This is a genomic window from Streptomyces sp. NPDC048295, from assembly GCF_040652135.1.
Classification (GTDB): domain Bacteria; phylum Actinomycetota; class Actinomycetes; order Streptomycetales; family Streptomycetaceae; genus Streptomyces.
In genome coordinates this window covers 110997-131980 of record NZ_JBEZLL010000029.1, presented here as the reverse complement: position 1 = coordinate 131980, position 20984 = coordinate 110997, and the positions used below count along the sequence as shown (strand labels likewise).

At 71.6% G+C, this 20984-nt stretch carries 18 protein-coding genes; 14 read left to right on the top strand and 4 right to left on the bottom strand.

Annotated features, from left to right (window positions below; genetic code table 11):
- The 8 genes from AB0D53_RS33535 to AB0D53_RS33500 form a co-directional block, all read left to right on the top strand.
- Positions 1-2582, top strand: a 2582-nt coding sequence (locus tag AB0D53_RS33535; protein ID WP_362453001.1) for a type I polyketide synthase, incomplete at its 5' end; no start/stop codon positions are given.
- Positions 2583-2650: 68 nt separating this feature from the next.
- On the top strand, positions 2651-3715 hold the full coding sequence (locus AB0D53_RS33530) for a 3-oxoacyl-ACP synthase III family protein (protein WP_362453000.1): 1065 nt from the start codon (positions 2651-2653) through the stop codon (positions 3713-3715).
- Position 3716: 1 nt separating this feature from the next.
- The gene (locus AB0D53_RS33525) at positions 3717-3947 is read left to right on the top strand and encodes an acyl carrier protein (RefSeq protein WP_362452998.1); all 231 of its coding nucleotides are present in this window, start codon (positions 3717-3719) and stop codon (positions 3945-3947) included.
- Entirely contained in the window at positions 3944-4870 is a 927-nt protein-coding gene (locus AB0D53_RS33520; RefSeq protein ID WP_362452997.1) for a thiamine pyrophosphate-dependent dehydrogenase E1 component subunit alpha, read from the top strand. The genes AB0D53_RS33525 and AB0D53_RS33520 overlap by 4 nt, the downstream gene beginning before the upstream one ends.
- Positions 4867-5865 carry a transketolase C-terminal domain-containing protein gene (locus AB0D53_RS33515; RefSeq protein WP_362452996.1) on the top strand — a complete coding sequence of 333 codons (999 nt, stop codon included), beginning with the start codon at positions 4867-4869 and terminating at the stop codon, positions 5863-5865. Before AB0D53_RS33520 ends, AB0D53_RS33515 begins: the two co-directional genes overlap by 4 nt.
- A complete protein-coding gene (locus tag AB0D53_RS33510) occupies positions 5858-6979 on the top strand; it encodes a 2-oxo acid dehydrogenase subunit E2 (RefSeq protein WP_362452995.1) in 1122 nt (373 codons plus the stop codon). Before AB0D53_RS33515 ends, AB0D53_RS33510 begins: the two co-directional genes overlap by 8 nt.
- Before the next feature lie 23 nt (positions 6980-7002).
- Positions 7003-8397, top strand: a complete 1395-nt coding sequence (locus AB0D53_RS33505) for an FAD-dependent oxidoreductase (RefSeq protein WP_362452994.1) — start codon at positions 7003-7005, stop codon at positions 8395-8397.
- 292 nt (positions 8398-8689) lie between these two features.
- The gene (locus AB0D53_RS33500; RefSeq protein WP_362452993.1) at positions 8690-10930 is read left to right on the top strand and encodes a PQQ-binding-like beta-propeller repeat protein; all 2241 of its coding nucleotides are present in this window, start codon (positions 8690-8692) and stop codon (positions 10928-10930) included.
- Positions 10931-11219: 289 nt separating this feature from the next.
- On the opposite strand, the gene AB0D53_RS33495 is transcribed toward AB0D53_RS33500, so the two are convergent.
- From AB0D53_RS33495 to AB0D53_RS33480, 4 genes are all read right to left on the bottom strand, one after another.
- Positions 11220-11852 (bottom strand): isochorismatase family protein, encoded by a 633-nt coding sequence (locus tag AB0D53_RS33495; RefSeq protein WP_362452991.1) that lies wholly within the window; start codon positions 11850-11852, stop codon positions 11220-11222.
- Between the two features lie 65 nt (positions 11853-11917).
- The gene (locus tag AB0D53_RS33490) at positions 11918-13552 is read right to left on the bottom strand and encodes a (2,3-dihydroxybenzoyl)adenylate synthase (protein WP_362452989.1); all 1635 of its coding nucleotides are present in this window, start codon (positions 13550-13552) and stop codon (positions 11918-11920) included.
- Complete coding sequence (gene dhbC, locus AB0D53_RS33485; protein ID WP_362452988.1) at positions 13549-14754, bottom strand: isochorismate synthase DhbC; 1206 nt, start codon at positions 14752-14754, stop codon at positions 13549-13551. The genes AB0D53_RS33490 and dhbC overlap by 4 nt, the downstream gene beginning before the upstream one ends.
- 70 nt (positions 14755-14824) lie before the next feature.
- Positions 14825-15655, bottom strand: coding sequence for a 2,3-dihydro-2,3-dihydroxybenzoate dehydrogenase (locus tag AB0D53_RS33480; RefSeq protein ID WP_362452987.1), 831 nt, complete (start codon positions 15653-15655; stop codon positions 14825-14827).
- 348 nt (positions 15656-16003) lie between these two features.
- Here AB0D53_RS33480 and AB0D53_RS33475 point away from each other — a divergent pair, with 348 nt between their 5' ends.
- The 6 genes from AB0D53_RS33475 to AB0D53_RS33450 all read left to right on the top strand — a co-directional run bounded on the left by AB0D53_RS33475 (position 16004) and on the right by AB0D53_RS33450 (position 20984).
- Complete coding sequence (locus AB0D53_RS33475) at positions 16004-16243, top strand: phosphopantetheine-binding protein (protein WP_362452986.1); 240 nt, start codon at positions 16004-16006, stop codon at positions 16241-16243.
- The gene (locus AB0D53_RS33470) at positions 16240-17091 is read left to right on the top strand and encodes a siderophore-interacting protein (protein WP_362452985.1); all 852 of its coding nucleotides are present in this window, start codon (positions 16240-16242) and stop codon (positions 17089-17091) included. Before AB0D53_RS33475 ends, AB0D53_RS33470 begins: the two co-directional genes overlap by 4 nt.
- A gap of 101 nt (positions 17092-17192) precedes the next feature.
- The gene (locus AB0D53_RS33465) at positions 17193-18191 is read left to right on the top strand and encodes an ABC transporter substrate-binding protein (protein WP_362452984.1); all 999 of its coding nucleotides are present in this window, start codon (positions 17193-17195) and stop codon (positions 18189-18191) included.
- Positions 18188-19210 carry an iron chelate uptake ABC transporter family permease subunit gene (locus tag AB0D53_RS33460; RefSeq protein WP_362452982.1) on the top strand — a complete coding sequence of 341 codons (1023 nt, stop codon included), beginning with the start codon at positions 18188-18190 and terminating at the stop codon, positions 19208-19210. Before AB0D53_RS33465 ends, AB0D53_RS33460 begins: the two co-directional genes overlap by 4 nt.
- Positions 19211-19260: 50 nt before the next feature.
- Positions 19261-20202 (top strand): iron chelate uptake ABC transporter family permease subunit, encoded by a 942-nt coding sequence (locus AB0D53_RS33455; protein WP_362453012.1) that lies wholly within the window; start codon positions 19261-19263, stop codon positions 20200-20202.
- The gene (locus tag AB0D53_RS33450) at positions 20199-20984 is read left to right on the top strand and encodes an ABC transporter ATP-binding protein (protein ID WP_362452981.1); all 786 of its coding nucleotides are present in this window, start codon (positions 20199-20201) and stop codon (positions 20982-20984) included. Before AB0D53_RS33455 ends, AB0D53_RS33450 begins: the two co-directional genes overlap by 4 nt.

Here is a 20984-nt window from a genome sequence, read left to right as displayed (position 1 = left end):
CCACCCTCCACCGCACCACCCCCCACCACACCACCCTCGCCACCACCATCGCCCACACCTACCTCAACGGCACCAACCCCACCAACCCCCACACCACCCACCACCACACCAACCCCCACCACACCAACCTCCCCACCTACCCCTTCCAACACCAACGCCACTGGCTCAACCCCACCCGCAAAGCCACCACCGGCACACACCCCCTCGTCCCCACCACCGTCCACCTCTCCACCGGCCACACCGTCCACACAGGAAAGCTCGGTGCACGCGAGCACCCGTGGCTCGCCGAGCACACGGTCAACGGCACACCGCTCGTTCCGGCAACGGCCCTGCTCGACCTCGCCATGAGGGCCTGCCGAACCGTGGAGGAACTGACCCACGAAGCACCGTTCGTCGTCGACGAAACGGCCGAGGCCGAAGTCGAAGTGACGGTCGACGGAGACACCGTCGCCATCCACGCCCGGCACGGCGAGGACTGGACCCGGCACGCCACCGGCAGGCTCTCCGACCGGGCCGTCGAAGCCACGCCGCAGGTCTGGCCGCCCGACGCACCCGAGCTCGACATCCAGGACGCCTACCCGGAACTGGCCGAACGCGGCCTCGACTACGGTCCGTCCTTCCAGGGGCTGCGCCGCGCGTGGCGGCGCGACGGTGACCGGTTCGCCGAGGTCGAGCTGCCAGTGCCGAACGACGGTTACGACATCCACCCGGCCCTGTTCGACGCCGCACTGCACGTACTCGCCCTCACCGGCGACGGGACCACCGGCCAGGTCGTGGTGCCGTTCGCGTGGCGGGGTGTCCGGCTGTTCCGGCCGGCCGGCACGACGCTGCGGGTGCACATCGACCCGTCCAACCGGATCACCATCTGCAACCCCGACGGCGAACCGGTGCTGGTGGTCGAGGAGTTGGTGACCAGGCCGGCCACGTTCACCACCGACCACCTCCGCTCGCTGCACCGGCTCGACTGGGCCGAGCTCCCGGTTCGCCCGGCCGGCGGCCCGCCGGAGGACGTGCTCACCGTGTCCGGCAACACCCGGGAGACGGCCGCCGGGGTACTGGCGGCGGTTCAGGAGTGGATTGCCGCCGACCACGGCCGGACGCTCACCGTGATCACGTGCCGGGCGGTGGCCGCCCTGCCCGGCGAGGACGTCCCCCACCTGTGGCAGGCACCGGTCTGGGGGCTGGTCCGGACCGCGCGCACCGAGCACCCCGGCCGGTTCGTACTCGTGGACACCGACGGGACGCCCGCGTCCCAGGAGATCCTGAGCGCCGCGATCGCCACCGGCGAGGCGGAGGTCGCGCTGCGGGAGGGACGTGTCCTGCGCCCCAAAGTCGTCCGCACGGCACCCGAGCCGGGACAGGTCGACTTCGGTACCGGACCGGTGCTCGTCACCGGCGCGGGCGGGGTGCTCGGGCAGCGACTGGCCCGGCACATGGTGGCCGACCACGGCGTGCGTGACCTGCTTCTCGTCGGGCGGCGGGACATGCCCCACCCGCTGCTCACCGAGCTGACCGCGTCCGGTGCGCGGGTCAGGACGGCGGTGTGCGACATCGCCGACCGCGCTGCCGTCGCCGCGCTGCTCGACGAGCACCGGCCGACCGCGGTCGTGCACGCGGCGGCCGTACTGGACGACGCCACGGTGACCGAGCTGAGCCCGGAGCGGCTCGACGCGGTGTGGCGGTCCAAGGTGGACGGTGCGATGCACCTGCACGAGCTCGCAGGCGACCTGTCCGCCTTCATCCTCTTCTCGTCCGTCGCCGGCACGATCGGTAATGCCGGTCAGGCCAACTACGCCGCGGCCAACACCTTCCTCGACGCCCTCGCAGGCCACCGCCGGGCCACCGGCCGCCCGGCCACCGCACTGGTGTGGGGGCTGTGGTCCGGTGAAGGGCTGGGCGCGACCCTCTCCGAAACGGACCGCGCCAGGATGGCCCGCCTCGGCATCGTGCCGATGTCCGCCGAGACCGGTCTCGCCCTGTTCGACGCGGCGGTCGGATCCGGCGCCGCCGTCCTGATCCCGGCCACGCTGAACGCCGGCGCCGAGGCGCCCCCGTCCGTGCTCGGCGAGGTCGTACGGACGAGGGCACGGCAGTCGAGGCCTCTGCCGTGGACGCACACCCTCACCGGCCGGGATCCCGAGGAGCGGCAGGCGCTCTCGCTGGACCTGGTGCGCAGGACCATCACCGAGGTGCTCGGCATCCACGGCACGATCGATGCGGAACGCGGCCTGATGGACCTCGGTTTCGACTCGCTCACCGCGCTCGAACTGCGGGAGCGGCTGGTCTCGGCCACCGGGATGCAACTGGCGTCGACGCTGGTGTTCGACCATCCCACCCCTGCCGCACTGGCCCGCCATCTCAGCAGTGAGCCGGAGAAGCGCCCCGACCCCGTCGCGGCACACGACGGTGTGTTCCGCGCGCTGGAACAGCTCGTCGTCGACGCGGCGGGTGAGACACGAACGGCCGTGGCCAAACGCCTCCGCGGTGTCCTGGACGCACTCCGCGAGCCGGACACCACCGACCTCGCGACCGCGGCCGACGAGGAGATCTTCGAGCTCCTCGACAGGGAGCTGCGACCGTAGCGCCCCTTAAGCGACCGCTAAGCACCGCTGACCACCATGACGGGGAACCCGCCTGAGGAAGGACGCACATGGAGACCCACGACATCCGCGTTGTCGCGGTCGGGACGGCCCTGCCCGGCCCTCCGGTCGACAATGCGACGCTGGTGCGACGGTTCGGCATGCCGGCGGTGTGGGAGCAGTGGATCGACGCCTTCGTCGGCACCGACACCCGGCACTTCGCCAGGAACCTGGAGACCGGTGAGGTGCGTTACTCGCTGACCGACCTGTGCGAGACGGCGGGGCGGCGGGCGCTGACCGCAGCGGGTCTCACCGGCGCGGACATCGACCTGGTCGTGCTCGGCACCGCCACCCCCGATCTGCTCATGCCGTCCACCGCCTGCCTGGTCGCCGACCGGCTGGGCATCGACGGGGTTCCGGCGTACCAGATGCAGTCCGGCTGCACGGGCGCGCTGCAGGCACTCGACGTCGCCGCCCAGGCACTCGCCGGCGGCCGGTGCCGTACCGCGCTCGTCCTCGGCGCCGACACCAGTGCCCACCACCTCGACCTCGACCTGAATCTCGCCGACGCCCCGCCCGAGGTGCAGGTGAACGCCATGCTGTTCGGCGACGGCGCGGGCGCCGCCGTGCTCGACACACGGCCGGGCGAAGGCACACCCGTACTGCGGCACGTGTCGTGCAAGCTCGTCGGACTCGGACGCGAACCCGGTCAGGTCATTCCCTGGTACGGCCCGGCGGAACGGATCCCCGACGAGCTTCCGGTCAGCGAGGACTTCAAAGGCGTCGAGGAATCGGCCGGGCCGATGGCCGAGCGGGCGCTCGCCGACCTGCTCGACCGGCTGGAGTGGAAGCGGACCGAGATCGACTACCTCCTGCCGCCGCAGCTGTCCGGCCGGATGACCGAACGGGTGGTGGATGCCCTGGACATGGACGGGGCCGAGGTCGTCAGCCGGGTCACCGAGATCGGCAACACCGCCAACGCCCTTCCGTTCTTCCAGCTCGAACGGCTGCTGCCGCTGCTCGAACCGGGCGACCGCGCGGTCGGACTCAGCGTCGAGGCAAGCAAGTGGATCGAAGCATCTTACGCCGTGGAGATGCCGGGCAGTGACCTGCAGGACGACCTGGAAGGCATCTGACATGCAACCCGTCACGCAGCTGGCGCAGATCTGGCTGACGGTGTTCGGCATCGAGCCGGGACCGGACGACAACCTGGCCGACCTCGGCATGCGGTCGGTCAAACTCGTCGAGCTGATCCTGCAGGTGCAGGAGGAGTTGGGGGTGGCCCTCCCGCTGGAGACCTTCCTGGGGCCGACCACACTGCGCGAGGTCGCCGCGGAGATCGCCGCACAGGAAGGGACGCGTACATGACGGAAACAGTCACGGCGCCGGCCGGGCCGTATCTGTCCGCTCTGGACGATGACGACCTGTTCCTGATGCTGACCATCCGGCACTTCGAGTGGAAGCTGCTCGACCTGTTCGCCCGGGGCAGTCTGAACGGCACCACCCACACCTGCCTCGGCCAGGAGTACGTCCCCGTCGCGATGCGAGGGCTGTTCGACGAGCGCGACCACGTGTTCAGCAACCACCGCGGCCACGGCCATTACCTGGCACGGCACGAGGATCCGCGCGGCCTGCTCGCCGAGATCATGGGCCGTGAGGGCGCGGTGTGCTCGGGTGTCGGCGGCAGCCAGCACATCCTGCGTGACCGGTACCTCTCCACCGGCGTGCAGGGGCAGAGCCTGCCCGTCGCCGCCGGCGTCGCGCTGAGGCTCAAGCGCACCGAGCCGGGCGCCCTCGCATGCGCGTACATCGGTGACGGGACCTGGGGCGAGGGTGCCGTCTACGAGGCGCTGAACATGGCGCGGCTGTGGGAGCTGCCACTGCTGGTCGTGGTCGAGCACAACGGGATCGCGCAGTCGACCCCCACGTCCGTGCAGCTGGCCGGCAGCATCGGCGCGCGCGCCGCGGCGTTCGGCGCCGACCACGTGCGCAGCGGGTCCACCGATGTCAATGTGCTCCGCGAGGAGTTGGCTCCGGCCGTCGACCGGGTGCGCCGGCGAAACCGGCCACTGGTGGTGGAGTTGATCACCCACCGCGTCGGGCCGCACAGCAAGGGTGACGACGCGCGGCCGGAGGCGGAACGCCGGGCCGCCGTGCACAACGACTGGTACCAGCGCTACCCGGCGGGCCACGCCGAGCAGTTCCGGCGGCTCGACGACGCGGCGCGCGAGCTGGTCGACGCCGTGGCGGACGAGGTCGCCGCGCTGCCGCCGAGCAGGTGGACACCGTGAGAGTCGCCGAGAACCTCAATCACGCCCTGCACGACCTGTTCGCGACGAACCAGGACCTCATGCTGCTCGGCGAGGACGTCGTCGACCCGTACGGTGGCGCGTTCAAGGTCACCAGGGGACTGTCCACCAAGTGGCCCGACCGCGTGCTGGCCACGCCGCTGAGCGAGGGCGGCATCGTCGGCGTCGGTGCCGGGCTGGCCCTCGCCGGCGCACCCGCGATCGTGGAGATCATGTTCGGCGACTTCGTCGCGCTCGCGTTCGACCAGATCGCCAACTTCGCCAGCAAATCGGTGTCCATGTACGGGAGCAGACGCCCGATGCCACTGACCGTGCGCTGCCCGACCGGCGGCGGCCGGGGGTACGGTCCGACGCACAGCCAGAGCCTGCAGAAGCACTTCATCGGCCTGCCCGGGCTCACGCTGTACGAGCTGACGCCACTGCACGACAACCGACGTCTGTTCGAGCGCATCATCGACGCGGCGGAGCCCGCGATCGTGTTCGAGGACAAGGTGCTCTACACCCAGCGCATGTTCACCGATTCCGCAGTGGACGACCTGTTCTCCTACGACCTGCTCACCCCGGACGTGGCCAGGGTGTTCGTCGAGGACCAGGACACCTACGACTGCGTGGTGATCGCGCCGGGCGGTGTGGTGCACCGAGCGCTCTCCGCGGCCAGGTCGCTGCTGCTCGACGAGGAGATCACCTGCATGATCCTGGTGCCGGCCAAGCTGCACCCGTTCGATGTCGAACCCCTGTTGCCGGTGCTGCGCGGCACCCGGGCGATCGTGGTCGCCGAGGAGAGCACGGCCGACGGCACATGGGGTGCCGAGGTCGCGCACCGGCTGCACCGTCGGCTGTGGACGAGCCTGAGCGGCCCTGTCGGCCTCGCGCACTCCGCCGACAGCATCATCCCCACCGCGCCACACCTGGAGGCCGAGGTCCTGCTTCAGGACACGGGGATCCGTCGTGCCGTCCTGGAGGCCGTCCGTGGCTGAGATCCGTGTGCCCAAGCTGAACAACAACGACGACTCCTACGTCCTGCTCGAATGGCTCGTCGGCGACGAGGAGCCGATCGGTGCGGACGACGACGTGGCCACCATCGAGACGTCCAAGGCCGCCGAGGACCTGGTCAGTGTCGCGGGTGGCGTGCTGCACCACCTGGTTCCCGCCGGCGCCGCGTGCCGGCCCGGTGAGCTGATCGGCAGGGTGGTCCCGGCCGGGACGCCACGCGCCGAGCGGGCCGCGCCGACGGAGGCGGCCCGGGCGGCGGGCCCGAACGATGGCCCGGTGATCACCGCCCCGGCCCGGCAATTGCTGGCGGAGCTGGGCATCGACCCCGAACTGACCCGCACGCTCGGCGTGAAGGTCGTCCGGCGCAGCGACGTCGAGCGGCTGACCGCGCAGTCCGCAGCGGATGGGAACACCCTGACGCTGCCGACGGGTCAGCAGGCCGTCGCACGGACGGTGACCCGCTCGCACCAGACCATTCCCGCCGCGTACACGGTGATCCGGGTCGAGGTCGGCGGTGTGGTCGACAGGGCGCGGGAGTTGACGGGCGAGTGGCGCAAGCTCGTCGGGGTGCCCGAGTTCCTCGTCATGGCCGTCGCCGGCCTGCGCGAGCGCTTCCCGCTGTGCTTCGCCTCTCCCGTCGACGAGCGCACGGTGTCGGTCGCCGACGGCGCGCACGTCGGGGTGACCATCGACATCGGCAAGGGCCTGTACGTGCCCGTCGTGCGCGACGCGCACACCATGGGACTCAAGGAGATCGCCACCTCGGTCGGCGAGTTCAGGAACAAGGCCCTGCACGGTTCGTTCCGCGAGCAGGACCTGACCGGCGGCACGATCGCGGTGACGCTGCACAACGACGAGGACGTCACCGTCGCCGTACCGATCGTGTTCCCGGGCCAGGTCTGCGCGCTGGCGCTCGGCGGCATCCGGCCCGAACTCGTCCCCGGCGCGGACAGCGCTTCCGGCACCGATGACGTGCGGATCGCGCTGGTCGCACACGTCGGGCTGGCCTACGACCACCGGGTGCTGAACGGGCGCGACGCGGTGCTGTTCCTCCGCGCGGTCAAGGAATCTCTGGAGAAGATGGGAAGTGAGCGATGACCGGGACAAGGACGGCCGGCCGCGTGACGATAGCCGGTGCAGGACCGGTCGGCCTGATGCTCGCCTGCGAGTTGGCCCTCGCGGGCGTGCCGACCACGGTGCTCGAACGCAGGGCCGAACGCGGCCGGTCGTCGGGCGGCATGGTGCTGCACCCCCGGTCGCTCGATGCACTGCGGGCACGCGGGCTGGCCGACCGGTTCGTCGACGACAGCACACCGCTCTGGCCGAGAACCCACTTCGGGCTGTTCTACCTGGATCTGACCGAGCTGCCGGACGACCACTACTTCATAGTGCCCCAGGCGGTCACCGAGGCACGCCTCGCCGATCGCGCGGCGGAACTCGGCGTCGAGGTCCGCAGGGGTGCCGAGGTCGTCGGCGTCGAGCAGGACGACGACGGCGTCACCGTGCGCCTGGCGGACGGCACGGACGTCAGGTCCGCCTACCTCGTCGCCTGCGACGGCCCGGCCGGCCGGGTGGCCGACGCCGCCGGGTTCGAGTTCGAGGTGCTCGCGCCGTCGTACTACGGCGTGCTCGCGGACGTACCGGTGTTCGAGGGCAAGAACGACCAGTTCGACGTCGGTCTCTTCCAGCAGGGCCAGTTCGGCGTGCTGCCGCTCAAGCCGGGCGAGATCAGGGTGATGACCGTCGAGTTCACCGGTGAACCGCAGAGCGAGGACGTGCCGGTGACCGTCGAAGAGGTACGCGCCAGCGTCGAACGGATCACCGGGAAGGCGCCGGACCTCCAGGACCCCGTGTGGATGACCCGCTACGGCTACCCCACCCGGCTGGCGCGGCACTACCGTCACCGCAGGGTGCTCGTCGCGGGCGACGCGGCGCACGCACACCCGCCGTCGGCGGGGGACGGGCTCAACACCGGTATCCAGGACGCGGTGAACCTCGGCTGGAAGCTGGCCGCGGTGGCCGCCGGCCGCGCCCCGGAGTCCATGCTGGACACCTATCACGAGGAGCGGCACCCGGTCGGCCGACTGGCCTGCCGCCGGGCCCAGGCGCAGGTCGCCCTGATGCACCCGCTCGACCAGGTCGAGCCGCTGCGGGAGGTGATGTCCGACGTGCTGCGGCTCCCGGACGTCACACGCCACCTGGTCCGGATGCTGACGGACATCCGGTACCCGATGCCTGGGGACCACCCGTTGACCGGCGCCCGGATTCCCGAGGTGACGGTCGAGACCGCGGACGGGCCGAGGCCGGTCTCCGGGCTGATGCACTCCGGTCGCGGCGTGGTGCTGAACATGACCGGCGCACCGGTGACCGTGCCGACCGACCGGGTCGACGTGGTGGACGCCGAGCCGAACGAGGAACTTGCCGCCCCGACGGTGCTCATCCGGCCGGACGGCCATGTCGCCTGGGCCGGCGCCCCCGAAGGATTGCGGCTCGCCGTCAAGACCTGGTTCGGCTGACACCTACTGATATGGGCGCTTCCGTCACGGGAGCGCCCATGTCCTCGTGTCCCCCGCACGGAACTCGCCCCGGTCCCCGGCGACAACAGGAAAATCGCTGTTGACCGAGCGTTCGGTCCGCCGAAGCGGCCGGTCGGCGGGGGCTTCGTCGTGTGCGGCACGGGAGCAGTCCCGGGCGCCCTGTCCGTCACCCGCTGTGCCTTGCGGTACTGCCTTGCAGCTAGTTTGTGTGCAGGACAGGTACGCAGGCCCGTGGCGGCAGAGGTGCACGGGGGACGGGAGGTCGGGAAGAGTGTCGCTGCGCGGAGGTGACCCAGCCGAGATCGGCGGCTATCCGCTTGAGGCGCGGCTCGGCTCGGGTGGCATGGGCACGGTCTTTCTCGCCCGTACGAGCTCGGGGCGACCTGTCGCGATCAAACTGATCCACCAGCAGTTCGCGGGGGACGACGAGTTCCGCATCCGCTTCCGGCAGGAGGTGGCGGCGGCGAGGCGGGTGAGCGGCGCGTTCACCGCCGCCGTGGTCGACGCCGCCCCCGAGGCCGAGCAGCCGTGGATGGCGACGACCTACATCGAGGGGCAGACCCTCGCCCAGCGCATCGCGGCGAAAGGCCCGCTGAACGGAGGGGAGCTGAGGAGGCTCGCCATCGGGCTGGCGGAGGCGCTGCGCGACATCCACCGCGCGGGGGTCGTCCACCGTGACCTGAAGCCCTCGAACGTCGTCCTCTCGCCCGAGGGCCCGCGCGTCATCGACTTCGGCATTTCGCGCGCCGTGGACCAGCAGACGCTGACCATGACGGGGCGGGTCATCGGTACGCCGCCCTTCATGTCGCCGGAGCAGCTGCAGGCGCCGCGCGGGGTGGGACCGCGGTCCGATGTCTTCTCGCTGGGGACGCTGCTGGTGTACGCAGCCACGGGCCACGGGCCCTTCGACGCGGACAGCCCCTACATGACGGCCTATCAGGTGGTGCACGAGGAGCCGTCGCTGGGCGCAGTCCCGGAGGCCCTGCGCGCGGTCGTCGAGTCGTGCCTGGACAAGGAGCCCGAGGGGCGCCCCTCGGCGGACGACCTCCTCGTGCTGCTGCGGGACCTGCCGTCCGACCTCGGCGGGACCGACGCGAACGGGCTCGGCGCGGGCCGCACCCGCGACATGATCACCCAGCACCACTTCGCGACGCCGGCCGCTTTGGCACAGGCTTCCCCGGCCACCGCCCCGGCCGGTTCCGGTACGGGGAGCACCGGCACCCCCGTCGGCCGCCGCCTGCGTGGCCGGTGGCGGTCCGTGCTCGCGGCCGCGGTCGCGGTGGCGGCGATCGGCGGGGGAGTCGCCGTGCTGGAGGCGGGCGGCTTCGGGGGGAACGGCGGCGGCAAGGGCAACAGTGTCGCGGCGCCGGGTGTCGCACTTCCGGACGGCTTCGGGCCGTGGCGCAGGACTGTGCTGGGCGGTCAGGAGGACATCCCCGACGAACTGCGCTGCGTCGCGCGCGGCGACGCGCTGTTCTGCGGGGGCGGCGGTGTCGTCGGGACCCGTATCAGGGTCTCGGACGGCTCGCGGGTATGGACGGCGAAGAGCCCGGGCGTCCCCGTCCAGGGCATGCACATGGTGGGCGCCACCGACGACACGGTGCTCGGTTACCGATTCGCCGCCCAGGACGCCCCGCAGGACCCTCGCAGTGAGGTGGTGGCCATCGACGCGGACAGTGGCCGGGAGCTGTGGTCCGTGCCGTCCGGCGCCCAGTCGAAGGCCGTCACGGGGCGGACCCAGGACGCCGTGGTGGTCGGCTCCGCCGTCGTGACGGTCGACGCTTCCAACTCCCGCTTCGAGGCCCGGGACGCGCACAGCGGTACCGTTGCCTGGGAGACGCCGTTCCCCGCCGGCACACAGTGCGCTCCCGTCCCGGTGGGCCCGCAGCTCTTCGCGATGTGCGCGACGGACGCGGAGGTCGACGCCCTGGAGGTGCGCCACTCCACCCTGTACCCGGTCGACCGTGCCTCGGGGACGCTGGGCAGGCCCGTCTCGGTCGACGGCCCCGCCGTGCCGATGGGCGTCGCCGACGGCGGGCTCGTACTTTTTCAGGGGCACATGGAGGGGCCGGCGCTGGACGGCTACGACGGGGTGGTGCGGGTCCACCCGGCCTCGCGGAAGGTCACGTACTCCCGGCTGGCCAAGACGTACCCGGGGACGCCCGGCATGGTGGACGGCACCCTCTACATGAGCACGCAGACCGGTCTCGTCACGGCGCTCGACCCCGCGACCGGCCGGGAGAAGTGGTCCCGGCAGACCGGCGTGGAGGGCGCGTCGGGTCCCGTGGCGGGAGCCGGCGCGGTGTATTTCAGCTCGGCCACCGGCCGGGTGGTCGCACTGGCGCCGCAGGACGGCAAGCCCCTGTGGACAACGGACCCGCAGGCCGACGGTCTGACGGGCGAGCAGGGCGCGAGCCCGCGCGTGACCGTCGTGGGGCGTGCGGTGGTGGTGGCAGCGGCCAAGAACACCCTCTTCGCCTTCGACACGCAGAAGCCGCCGAAGGCGGGCTGACCCTGACGCAGCCGTGCGGAGTGCGCGCTCGCCGCCCGGTCCCGTCCCGCGTGTGCCGTCGGACCCGCTGGTGGTCCGCACGGCGGCGAGGAGCGATGTGGGCTCCCACCGCGCCGGCAGCCGACACCTCGGAGGAGGACCGGCTCGACGCCCTGGCCGCCGTGCGCGACGGCAGCTTCTCCCCGGTGCTGCTACGCGCTTTCCGTGACGGATGCCGCCGTCACCATCCTGCTCGACGAACTCGCCGCCGTGGTCGGCGACCGGTAGCCGACCACGGCGGGCGACGGCGTCAGTTCGCTTCGAAGACGGATCGGGCGCTGGTGACGACGGCACACTTGCCGGCCGCCCAGCGCAGTGCCATGGCGTGGTCCTCGGCGGAGAAGTCGGCGACCGCGTCGGCCACCACGAACGCCTGGATGTCCTGCATCCAGGCGTCGCACGCCGTCATGAGGACGCCGATGTGGGCGTAGACGCCGGTGACGACGATCTGGTCGCGGCCCTGCTCGCGCAGCCTCTCCAGGAGATCGGTGCGGACGAAGCCGCTGTACTTCCACTTCGTGAGCACCGTGTCGCCCTCCTCCGGCGCTACGGCATCCGCGATGGCGGCGGCCTCCGGCCCGGCCGGCAGGCCCGGACCCCAGAAGTCCTGCTGCAGACCGCGCTCGACCGCACTCTGGCCGCCGGGCTGCGCGGTATAGAGCACCGGTATACCGAGACGCCTCGCCTCCTTCCGCAACTCCGCCACATGCGAGAGAAGTTCGGGGATCGGTGAAGCCTGACGATCGTAGGCCGAAAGGAAGTAGTTCTGCAGATCGTGGACGAGAAGCACCGCGCGTGCGGGGTCGACGGTCCACTCGACCCGGTTGGCGGGCAGCTCGTCCGCGGCCGGCATGGGGTACGGGGCGATGGCGGGCAGGGCCATGGTGCTGGGACTCCGATCGGAGGAGAGACGGCGGGAGGGAGCGGAGGGAGGGGTCCGGTCCCGGGTCAGGTGTGCGGGGCGACGGCGGCGCTGCGGGCAGCGGCGGTCCGCAGGTCCTTCTTGGAGATCTTCCCGACACCGGTCTGCGGGAACACGTCCACGAACTCGACCCGGTCCGGCACCTTGTAGGCCGCCAGGCCCCGTTCGCGTACGAACCGCTTGATGTCGGCCGGCTTCGGCGCAGCCGCGCCCGGGCGCAGGACCACGTACGCGCGGATGCGCTCGCCCAGGTACGGGTCGGGCTCGGCCACCACATTGGCGTCGTGCACGGACGGGTGGGCGAGGATGTGGTTCTCCACCTCCTCCGCGGCGATCTTCTCGCCGCCCCGGTTGATCTGGTCCTTGGCGCGTCCCTCGACGACGATGTGCCCGCTCCCGGCGACCCGGACGACATCGCCCGTGCGGTAGAAGCCGTCCTCGGTGAATGAACGGGCGTTGTGTTCCGGTGCCCTCCAGTAGCCGCGGATCGTGTAGGGCCCCCGCGTCAGCAGGTGGCCCGTCGCGCCCGGTGCGACCTCGTGGTCCTCGTCGTCGACGACCAGAATCTCGTCGTCCGGCGAGATGGGCCGCCCCTGGGTGGTGACGATCAGCTCGACCGGGTCGTCCAGCCGGGTGTAGTTGACCAGCCCCTCGGCCATCCCGAAGACCTGCTGCAGGGTGCAGCCGAGCGCGGGCCCGACCCGACGCGCCGCCTCCTCGCTGAACTTGGCGCCACCCACCAGCAGGACATCGAGACTGCTGAGGTCGTACGCGGTGGCCGTCGCCGCCTGGGTCCACAACAGGGCCAGCGGCGGGACCAGCCCGGTGAGGGTGACCCGCTCCCGGTCGATCAGCGGGAAGGCCACCTCGGGCGAGGGCTGCGGGCACAGCACCACGCGTCCGCCGGCGTAGAGCGTGCCGAGCGAACCCGGCGAGGAGAGCGGGAAGTTGTGGGCCGCGGGCAGCACACAGAGGTACACACTGTTCTCGTCGACACGGCAGATGTCGTTGGATCCGCGCAGCGAGTAGATGTAGTCGTCGTGGGTGCGCGGAATGAGTTTCGGTACGCCGGTGCTCCCGCCGGACAGCTGGAGGAAGGCCAGATCGTCGGGGCGCGGAGGGGCACAGCTCACGGGATCCTCCGCCACGTCGGACAGGGCCTCGAATTCGCCCGGGTCCCCGGCGACGAACACATGCCGCAGTGTGCTTGCTCCGGATCGGGTCCTGGCGGCCAGCTCACGGTAGTCGTAGCCGCCGTGTTCCGCGGCGATGACGTAGGCGACCGCTTCGGTGAACTCGCAGAAGTACGAGATCTCCGTCTCGCGGTGGGCCGGCAGCGCGAAGACGGGCAGTGCGCCGATCCTGAACAGTGCGAAGACGACCTCGAAGAACTCCGCGACATTGGGCAGTTGCACCACCACCCGGTCGCCCTTGGTGATGTTCCGGGCGAGGAAGCCCGAGGCCAGCCGGTCGGCGCGCCGGTCCAGTTCCGCGTAGCTCCACCGGACCTCCGCGACGGGGTCGACCACGGCGATCCGGTCCGGATGCGCCTCGGCGCGCTCCCGGAGCACGGAGCCGAAGGTCTCTCCGCGCCACCAGCCTGCGGCCCGGTACCGTTCGGCGAAATCGGACGGCCAGGTCGGTGCGTCGTCGAGGCTCACAGTTCGGCTCCCAGGGCGCTGAGAAACGTACGGAACTTGGCTGCCGTCTCGGCGGTCTCCGCCTCGGGCTCGGACGCCGCCACGATGCCGGCACCCGCGTAGAGACGCAGGGTGCGCCGCTCGGCCTCGGCGCAGCGGATCGTGACGACCCATTCGCCGTCACCGGAGGCGTCGCCCCAGCCCACCACCCCGGTGAAGAAGCCGCGGTCGAACGGCTCGGTCTCCGCGATGACCCGACGTGCGGTTGCGGTCGGGGTGCCGCATACGGCGGGGGTCGGATGCAGGGCGCAGGCGAGTGTCAGCGCCGAGGTGTCGCGGGAGGCGAGCGTGCCGGTCACCGTGGTGGACAGATGCCACATGGTGGCGGTGCGGATCAGCGTCGGCCGGGCGGGGACGGTCAGCTCCGTGCAGTGCGGGGCCAGGGCCTGGTGGACGGCGTCCACGACGACGGCGTGTTCGTGCAGGTCCTTCACGGACTCCAGCAGCGCGGCGGCACGGCGGACGTCCTCGGCGAGGTCGGTGCTGCGCGGGGTGGACCCGGCGAGCGGATTGGCGACCACCTGTTGCCCCTGCCGGGAGACCAGCAGTTCGGGGCTTGCGCCGATGAGGGTGCGGCCGGCCCCCGTCGGCAGCGCGAAGGTGTAGCCGACGGGGTCGCGACGGGCCAGACGCTGGAGCATCGTGGGCAGGTCGAGCGGTGCGGGGGAGGTGAGTTCGAGGGTGCGGGCGAGCACCACCTTGCTGAACTCTCCGCGCCACATGCGCTCCACGGCCGAGGCCACGCCCGCTCCGTAGGCCTCGGGTCCGGGAACCGGGCGTATGTGCCAGTCCGCCGAGCCGGGCACCCCGACGGGCAGGGCGATCAGCGGATCGGAGGCGAGCGGCGGCGCGACGCGCAGTGCCGCCGGCACGCTCAGGGCGGCCGGTGCCCCGTGAGCGAACGGGACGGCTCCGATGACCACGGGCGATCGCTGCCCGGCCGCGCCGGCCTCGGCCAGCGTGGCCCTCACCCGGTCGTCCAGGGGTCTCTCGTCGTGCGGCACGGGTCGTGCCGCACCGTGTGCGAGCAGGGTGCGGCCAGGGGTGGCGAGGAAGCGGTCCCCGGGCGTGTAGGCGTCCAGCAGTGAGGTGGCCGCGCCTACGGCGGGGTGGGCCGGATCGGCCGGGGGTACGTGCGTGGCGACCTGGGATGCCGTCGACACGGGGGCTCCATTCTCGATGGTTCCGTCAGCGGGTGCGGTGGATGAGGTGTACGGATGGACCGAGGACCGTTCAGCGCGGGGTGGCGCCGCCGTCGACGTACAGCTCCTGCAGGGTGATGTGGCGGGCACGGTCCGAGGCGATGAACGCGACGGCCTCGGCGATGTCCTCGGGGGTGGCGATGCGGCCGAGCGGTATGCCGGTGCGGTAGGTCGCCGGGTCCCCGTCGACGACTCGCCGCTCGGCATCGGAGCCGGTCCACAGAGCGCGTTGCATCGCCGTGTCGGTGGAGCCGGGTGACACCACGTTGCAGCGCACACCGCTGCGGGCGAGTTCGAGCCCCAGGCATTTGGTGAACATGACGGCCGCCGCCTTCGACGCGGCGTACGCGGCCATACCGGTGCGTGGTGTCCCGGCGGCGTTGGAACCGACGGTGATGACGCAGCCGTTGCCCCGGCCGGCCATCAGCGGTGCGAGGGTCTGCGAGACATGGAGGACACCGTTGGTATTGACCGCGAAGGTGTCCGACCAGTCCTTCGCGGAGAGTTCGGTGGCGGGGCCGGTGCGAAGGATGCCCGCGACGTTCACGAGCACGTCGACCGGGCCGAGTTCGCGCTCGGCACGCGCCACGACGCGCTCCACCGAGGGACGGTCGGTTACGTCCATGACGTATGGCTCCAGACGGCCTGCCGGGCGGTCGCCGCCAGGGTTCTTCTCCTGTCGCCGGTGCCACTCCTCGGCCAGGGCGTCGATGCCGTCGGGTGCGCGGTCGGTGGCGGCGACCCGGGCGCCGAGGCCGGCGAACAACTCGGCGACAGCCGCCCCGATGCCTTGTGCGGCACCGGTCACCAGGACAGTGCGGCCGTCGAACTCGCCGCTTCTGCCCGGTATGTGCTCAGGCATGAGCAACCTCCTGTGGGGAAAGTTAGGTAAGGGTAACCTAACTTGTTCGCGATGAGGTCGGTGCCCCGATGGGCCGGATCGAAGTGTTACGGGTGGCCGGGCAGGCGGAGTTGGGGTGGGCGGGGATGTGTGGCGCCGGATTGAAGGTCATGTGTTCGGCGTCGATAAGTTAGGTTAGCCTTACCTTGGTTTGGGGTGGAGTCGTCGGCGTCCCGACGGGGCCGCCGTCTTCTCCCGTTCCCCCTCCCGCACGCCACGACCGGGCGCACCTGGCCCCGTGCCGTTGCGTCGTGACCACCACCGACACGTGGACCACGCTGTCGGCACCCATCCCCGCAGGAGCAACCGATGCAACAGACCTTGTCGCCCGAACGCGTCCGAGCGGACGTCGCGGAACTGCTCGACTGCGACCCCGCCGACATCGCGCCCGAGGAGAACCTGGTCGACCTGGGCCTGGACTCGGTGCGGATCATGACGCTGGTCGGGCGCTGGCGTGCCGCCGGAGCGGTCGCGCTGGAGTTTCCCGACCTGGCCGAGCAGCCCGAACTCGCCCACTGGACAGCACTTCTGACGGGGCATTCAGCATGAGCCGGATCGACCACCGGCACCGGCACCTGGACCGGATCGCGGAGGTCCGGGCGGGTCTCCACGCCGAGAAAGTGGGCTACCCGATCGGAATCCGCGCGGCCGAAGTCGTATGCGTGGTCGCGGTCGGCGCCGGTCTGCTGCGGGTGACCCTGGGCGGTGCGGGCACCGAGGGGTTCGAGGCCCACGCGCCGGACGAACACGTGAAACTGCTCTTCCCGGACCCTGACGGCACACTGCGGCTGCCCGAGCCCGACGGGGCGATGCTGCGCTGGCCGAGGCCGGCGCCCATCTCGCGGGAGTACACCGTGCGCCGCCACGACCCGGTCGCGGGCGAGATCGACATCGACATCGCCGCGCACGAGGGCGGCCTCGCGTCGGACTGGGCGCGTGCGGCCCGGCCCGGCGACATCGTGCACGTCGCGGGGCCGCCCGGTGGGCTGATCGTCCCGCACAGCTACGACCGGTACCTGCTCGCCGGCGACATCACGGCCCTGCCCGCCATCGCGCGATGGCTGGAGGAACTGCCCAGGGGTGCGAAGGGCTGGGCGTTCGTCGAAGTCACCGACGCCGCGGAGGAGATCGAGCTGTCCGCTCCCGACGGCGTCGAAGTGCGCTGGCTGCACCGCGGAGATCTGCCGGCGGGAGCCGGCGACGCGCTGGCAAAAGCCGTGACCGCCGTGGCCGTGCCCGAGGGGGAGCGGGTCTACGTGTGGGTCGCGGGTGAGGCGGGACAGATCAAGCCGCTGCGCCGCTGGGTCCGCGACGAACTGCGCCTGGACCGGGCCGATCACGACATCACCGGCTACTGGAAGCGCGGCGTCGCCGACTTCGACGAGGACGACCACTGACCAGCCGGTCGGACAGGGGCGGGCAGGACGCCGCCGCCCCGTCGTACCACCACAGGGCCGTCGAACAGGACGGGCCCCACGCAACCAGCAAGGAGCACCACATGTCCATACGCAGATCGTTCGGCCTGGCAGGAGCCGTGTCCCTGGCCCTCGTCCTGACCGGATGCGGGTCGTCGTCGCAGGGCGGGCCGGAAGCCTCCGGCAAGGGGAAGACCCGTGTGTTCGCCGCGGACAACGGCGAGATCACCATCCCCGCCCATCCCGAGCGTGTGGTGGCCACCGGCTATGCCGTGCCCGCCCTCATCGAGGCCGACGCACCGCTGGTCGGCATCTCGTCGTGGAAGCGCGGCGAGCCGATGATGTCCGAGGAGGACCTGGCCGAGTACAGGAAGCTCCCCAAGGTGGCGGGGGAGCAGGCGGCCGAGACCAACTACGAGGCCGTCGCCGAGGCCGACCCCGACCTCATTGTCATCGGTGTGCCCGCCCCCGTGCTCGGCGACATCGACGTCAAGCGGCTGGAGTCGATCGCCCCGGTCGTGGCGATCGGCCCGACCGTGCCCTCCGCGTGGCGTGAACTGTCCCGCAAGCAGTCCGACGCCGCGGGCTCGCTCAAGCAGTTCGACGTCGCGAAGGACTCGTACGGGTCCAGGGCCGCGGAGCTGGCCGAGAAGTACAAGGACGTGCTGCCCCAGCTCAAGCTGGGGCACGTCGGCGCGTACGGTGACGCCGCCAAGGGCACCTTCCAGCGCGAGTTCAACGGCTCGTGGGGCACCAACATCGCCGAGGACCTCGGCGCGAAGTACTACGGCAAGGTCAAGAAGCCCGGCCCCGGTTCGCAAGCGGTCAGCGAGTACCCGTCCATCGAGGAGCTCCCGGCCGCCTTCCGCGAGGCCGATGTCATGACGTACTCGGTCAACGCCGACGGCAGCATCCCCAAGTCCGTCCAGTACGTCCTGGACTCGAAGCTCTGGAAGAACCTGCCCGCCGTCAAGGCCGGCAAGGCCTTCCCGTTCCGCTACACCGAGGCCGCGACCTACGGCGAGGCCATGCAGACCCTGGACGCGATCGACGAGTCGCTCGCTCCGCTGCTGAACCGGTGACCGTCGCGGGCCGCGCCTCCCGGACGGCGAGAACCGGGCGAGCCGGGCCACGGATCGGCCTGCTCGTCGGCGGACTGCTGCTGCTGGCGGCGATCGCCGTGCTCGGCATGGGCGTCGGGGCCCGCCACGTTCCGCCCGCCGAGGTCGTGCGGGCACTGCTCGACCACCGGGGCACCGACGACCAGGTGATCGTGCGCGACATACGGGCGCCGCGCGCGCTGCTGGCCATCGCGGTGGGCGCCGCGCTCGCGGTGGCCGGTGCGCTGATCCAGACGCTGGCCCGCAACCCGCTGGCCGAGCCCGGCATCCTCGGGGTCACCGCGGGCGCCGGGTTCGCCGTCACCGTCGGCTCGGCGCTCGGGCTGGCCGGCGGACAGGCGGGCGAACTGGGCTTCGCGATCGCCGGATCCGTGCTCGCGGCACTGCTGGTCGCCGCGGTCGGGCAGCGCTCACCACTGCGCCTGGTACTCACCGGCGTGGCCCTGACCGCGGTGCTGGGCGGCGTCGCGCTGGGCATGCGGCTGATGCTCCCGGACGTCTTCGACGTCTACCGGTTCTGGTCGGTCGGTTCGCTGGCGGGCCGTGAACAGGCGCCCCTGGCACTGCCGTTGACCGCGATCGCCGTGTCCCTGCTCGGTGCGCTGCTGCTGAGCCGGGCACTCAACGCCCTGATGCTGGGCGAGAGCGTGGCCCGGACACTGGGCGCGGGCGTGGGCCGGGTGCGGGCCGCGGCGCTGGTGCTGATCACCGTGCTCAGCGGGGCGGCGACGGCGGTGGCCGGGCCGATCCTGTTCGTCGGACTGATCGTGCCGCACCTGGTACGCAGACCGGCGGCGGGCTCGGTCCCGTGGCTGATCCTCTACACGATGGTGCTGGGCCCGATCCTGCTGCTGGCCGCCGACATCGGGTCGCGGGTGCTGCTGCCCACCGGTGAGGTGCCGGTGGCCGTCGTGACCGCGTTCCTCGGCGGCCCCATGCTGATCTGGGCCGTTCGCCGCTACGGGGCGGGGTCGCTGTGACCGCACTCGGACCGGGAGCCGGACGCCGCACGGTGCTGCTCGTCGCGGTGATGCTCACCCTGATGCTGGGCCTGGGACTGCTCGGGCTGTGCTACGGCGCCTCGTGGTCCTCCCCCGGAAGGGTGTTCGCCGTGCTGACCGGGGCGGAACACTCCGTGGTGATCCGCGACTGGCGGTTGCCGCGGGTGCTGGCCGGGCTCGTCTTCGGCGCCGCACTCGGGGTGGCGGGGGCGCTCTTCCAGAACCTCACCCGCAACCCGATGGGCAGCCCGGACGTCATCGGCCTCGACGCGGGCGCCTACACCGGCGCCCTGGTCGCCCTCACCGCGCTGTCGGGCACGTCCGCCCAACTGGCCGTCGGCTCGGTAGCCGGCGGGCTGGCCGTCGCGGCGGCGATCTACCTGCTGTCGTTCGAACGGGGCTTTTCCGGGATGCGGTTGGTGGTCATCGGAATCGCCGTCAACGCGATGGTGACCGCGGTCAACTCGTGGATCGTGCTGCGTGCCGAGCTGGAGGTGGCGATCGCCGCCGTCGGCTGGAACGCCGGATCGCTCAACGGCGTGGGCTGGGCCGACCTGGGGATTCCGTTCTCGGTGATCGCCGTGCTGCTGATCCTGATGACCACGAGGGCGCACGCCATGCACCAGGCATCGCTCGGTGACGCGATCGCGGTGACCACCGGGGTCGGGCTCGACCGGCTGCGGCTGCTCATGGTGCTCGTCGGCGTCGGCTGCACGGCCACGGTGACCGCGGTGGCCGGCCCGATCGCGTTCATCGCCCTGGCCGCCCCGCAGATCGGCCGCAGGCTAGCGGGCGCGGCCGGCGTACCCCTGCTCCCGGCCGCGCTGAGCGGAGCGGTGCTGCTCCAGGGCGCCGACCTGATCGCCCAGATGCTGCTGGCGCCCGTCGCACTGCCCGTCGGCGTGGTGAGCACCGCGATCGGCGGCTGCTATCTGATCTGGCTGCTGACCAAGGAGGTGAGGCGCGCGTGACCGCACGCCTGACGGCGCGGGAGATCACCCTGCGCCACGGAGACCGGACGGTGGCCACACGTCTGAGCCTCGACATCCCCGACGGCGCGTTCACCGCCGTCGTGGGCCCCAACGGCTGTGGCAAGTCGACCCTGTTGAGCGCGCTGGTCCGGCTGCTGCGCCCGGACTCCGGGCACGTGGAACTCGACGGCCGAGACCTCGGCGGCTACGCGGCCAAGGCACTGGCCAAGAGACTCGGCTTCCTGCCGCAGGACCCGCTGGCACCCGACGACATCAAGGTCCGGCAGTTGGTGGGCCGGGGTCGGTTCCCGCACCAGTCGATGCTGGCGCTGTGGTCGCGGGACGACGAGGCGGCCGTCGACGAGGCGATGGCCGCCGCCGGAGTCGAGGACCTGGCCGGCCGGCCGGTGCAGGAGCTGTCCGGCGGACAGCGGCAGCGGGTGTGGGTGGCCATGGTGCTCGCCCAGCAGACGCCCTGCCTGCTGCTCGACGAACCGACGTCGTTCCTCGACATCACTCATCAGTACCAACTGCTCGGCCTGCTGGCCGGACTGCGCAACGAGGGCCGCACGGTGGTCGCGGTCCTGCACGACATCAATCAGGCATGCCGGTTCGCCGATCACCTGGTCGCCATGAAGGACGGCCGGGTGGTCGCCGAGGGCGCCCCCGGGGACATCGTGGACGCCGCGCTGATCAAGGACGTGTTCGACCTGCCGAGCGTCATCGTCCCCGACCCGGTGACCGGCACACCGATGGTCGTTCCCACACTTCAAGGAGAGTAA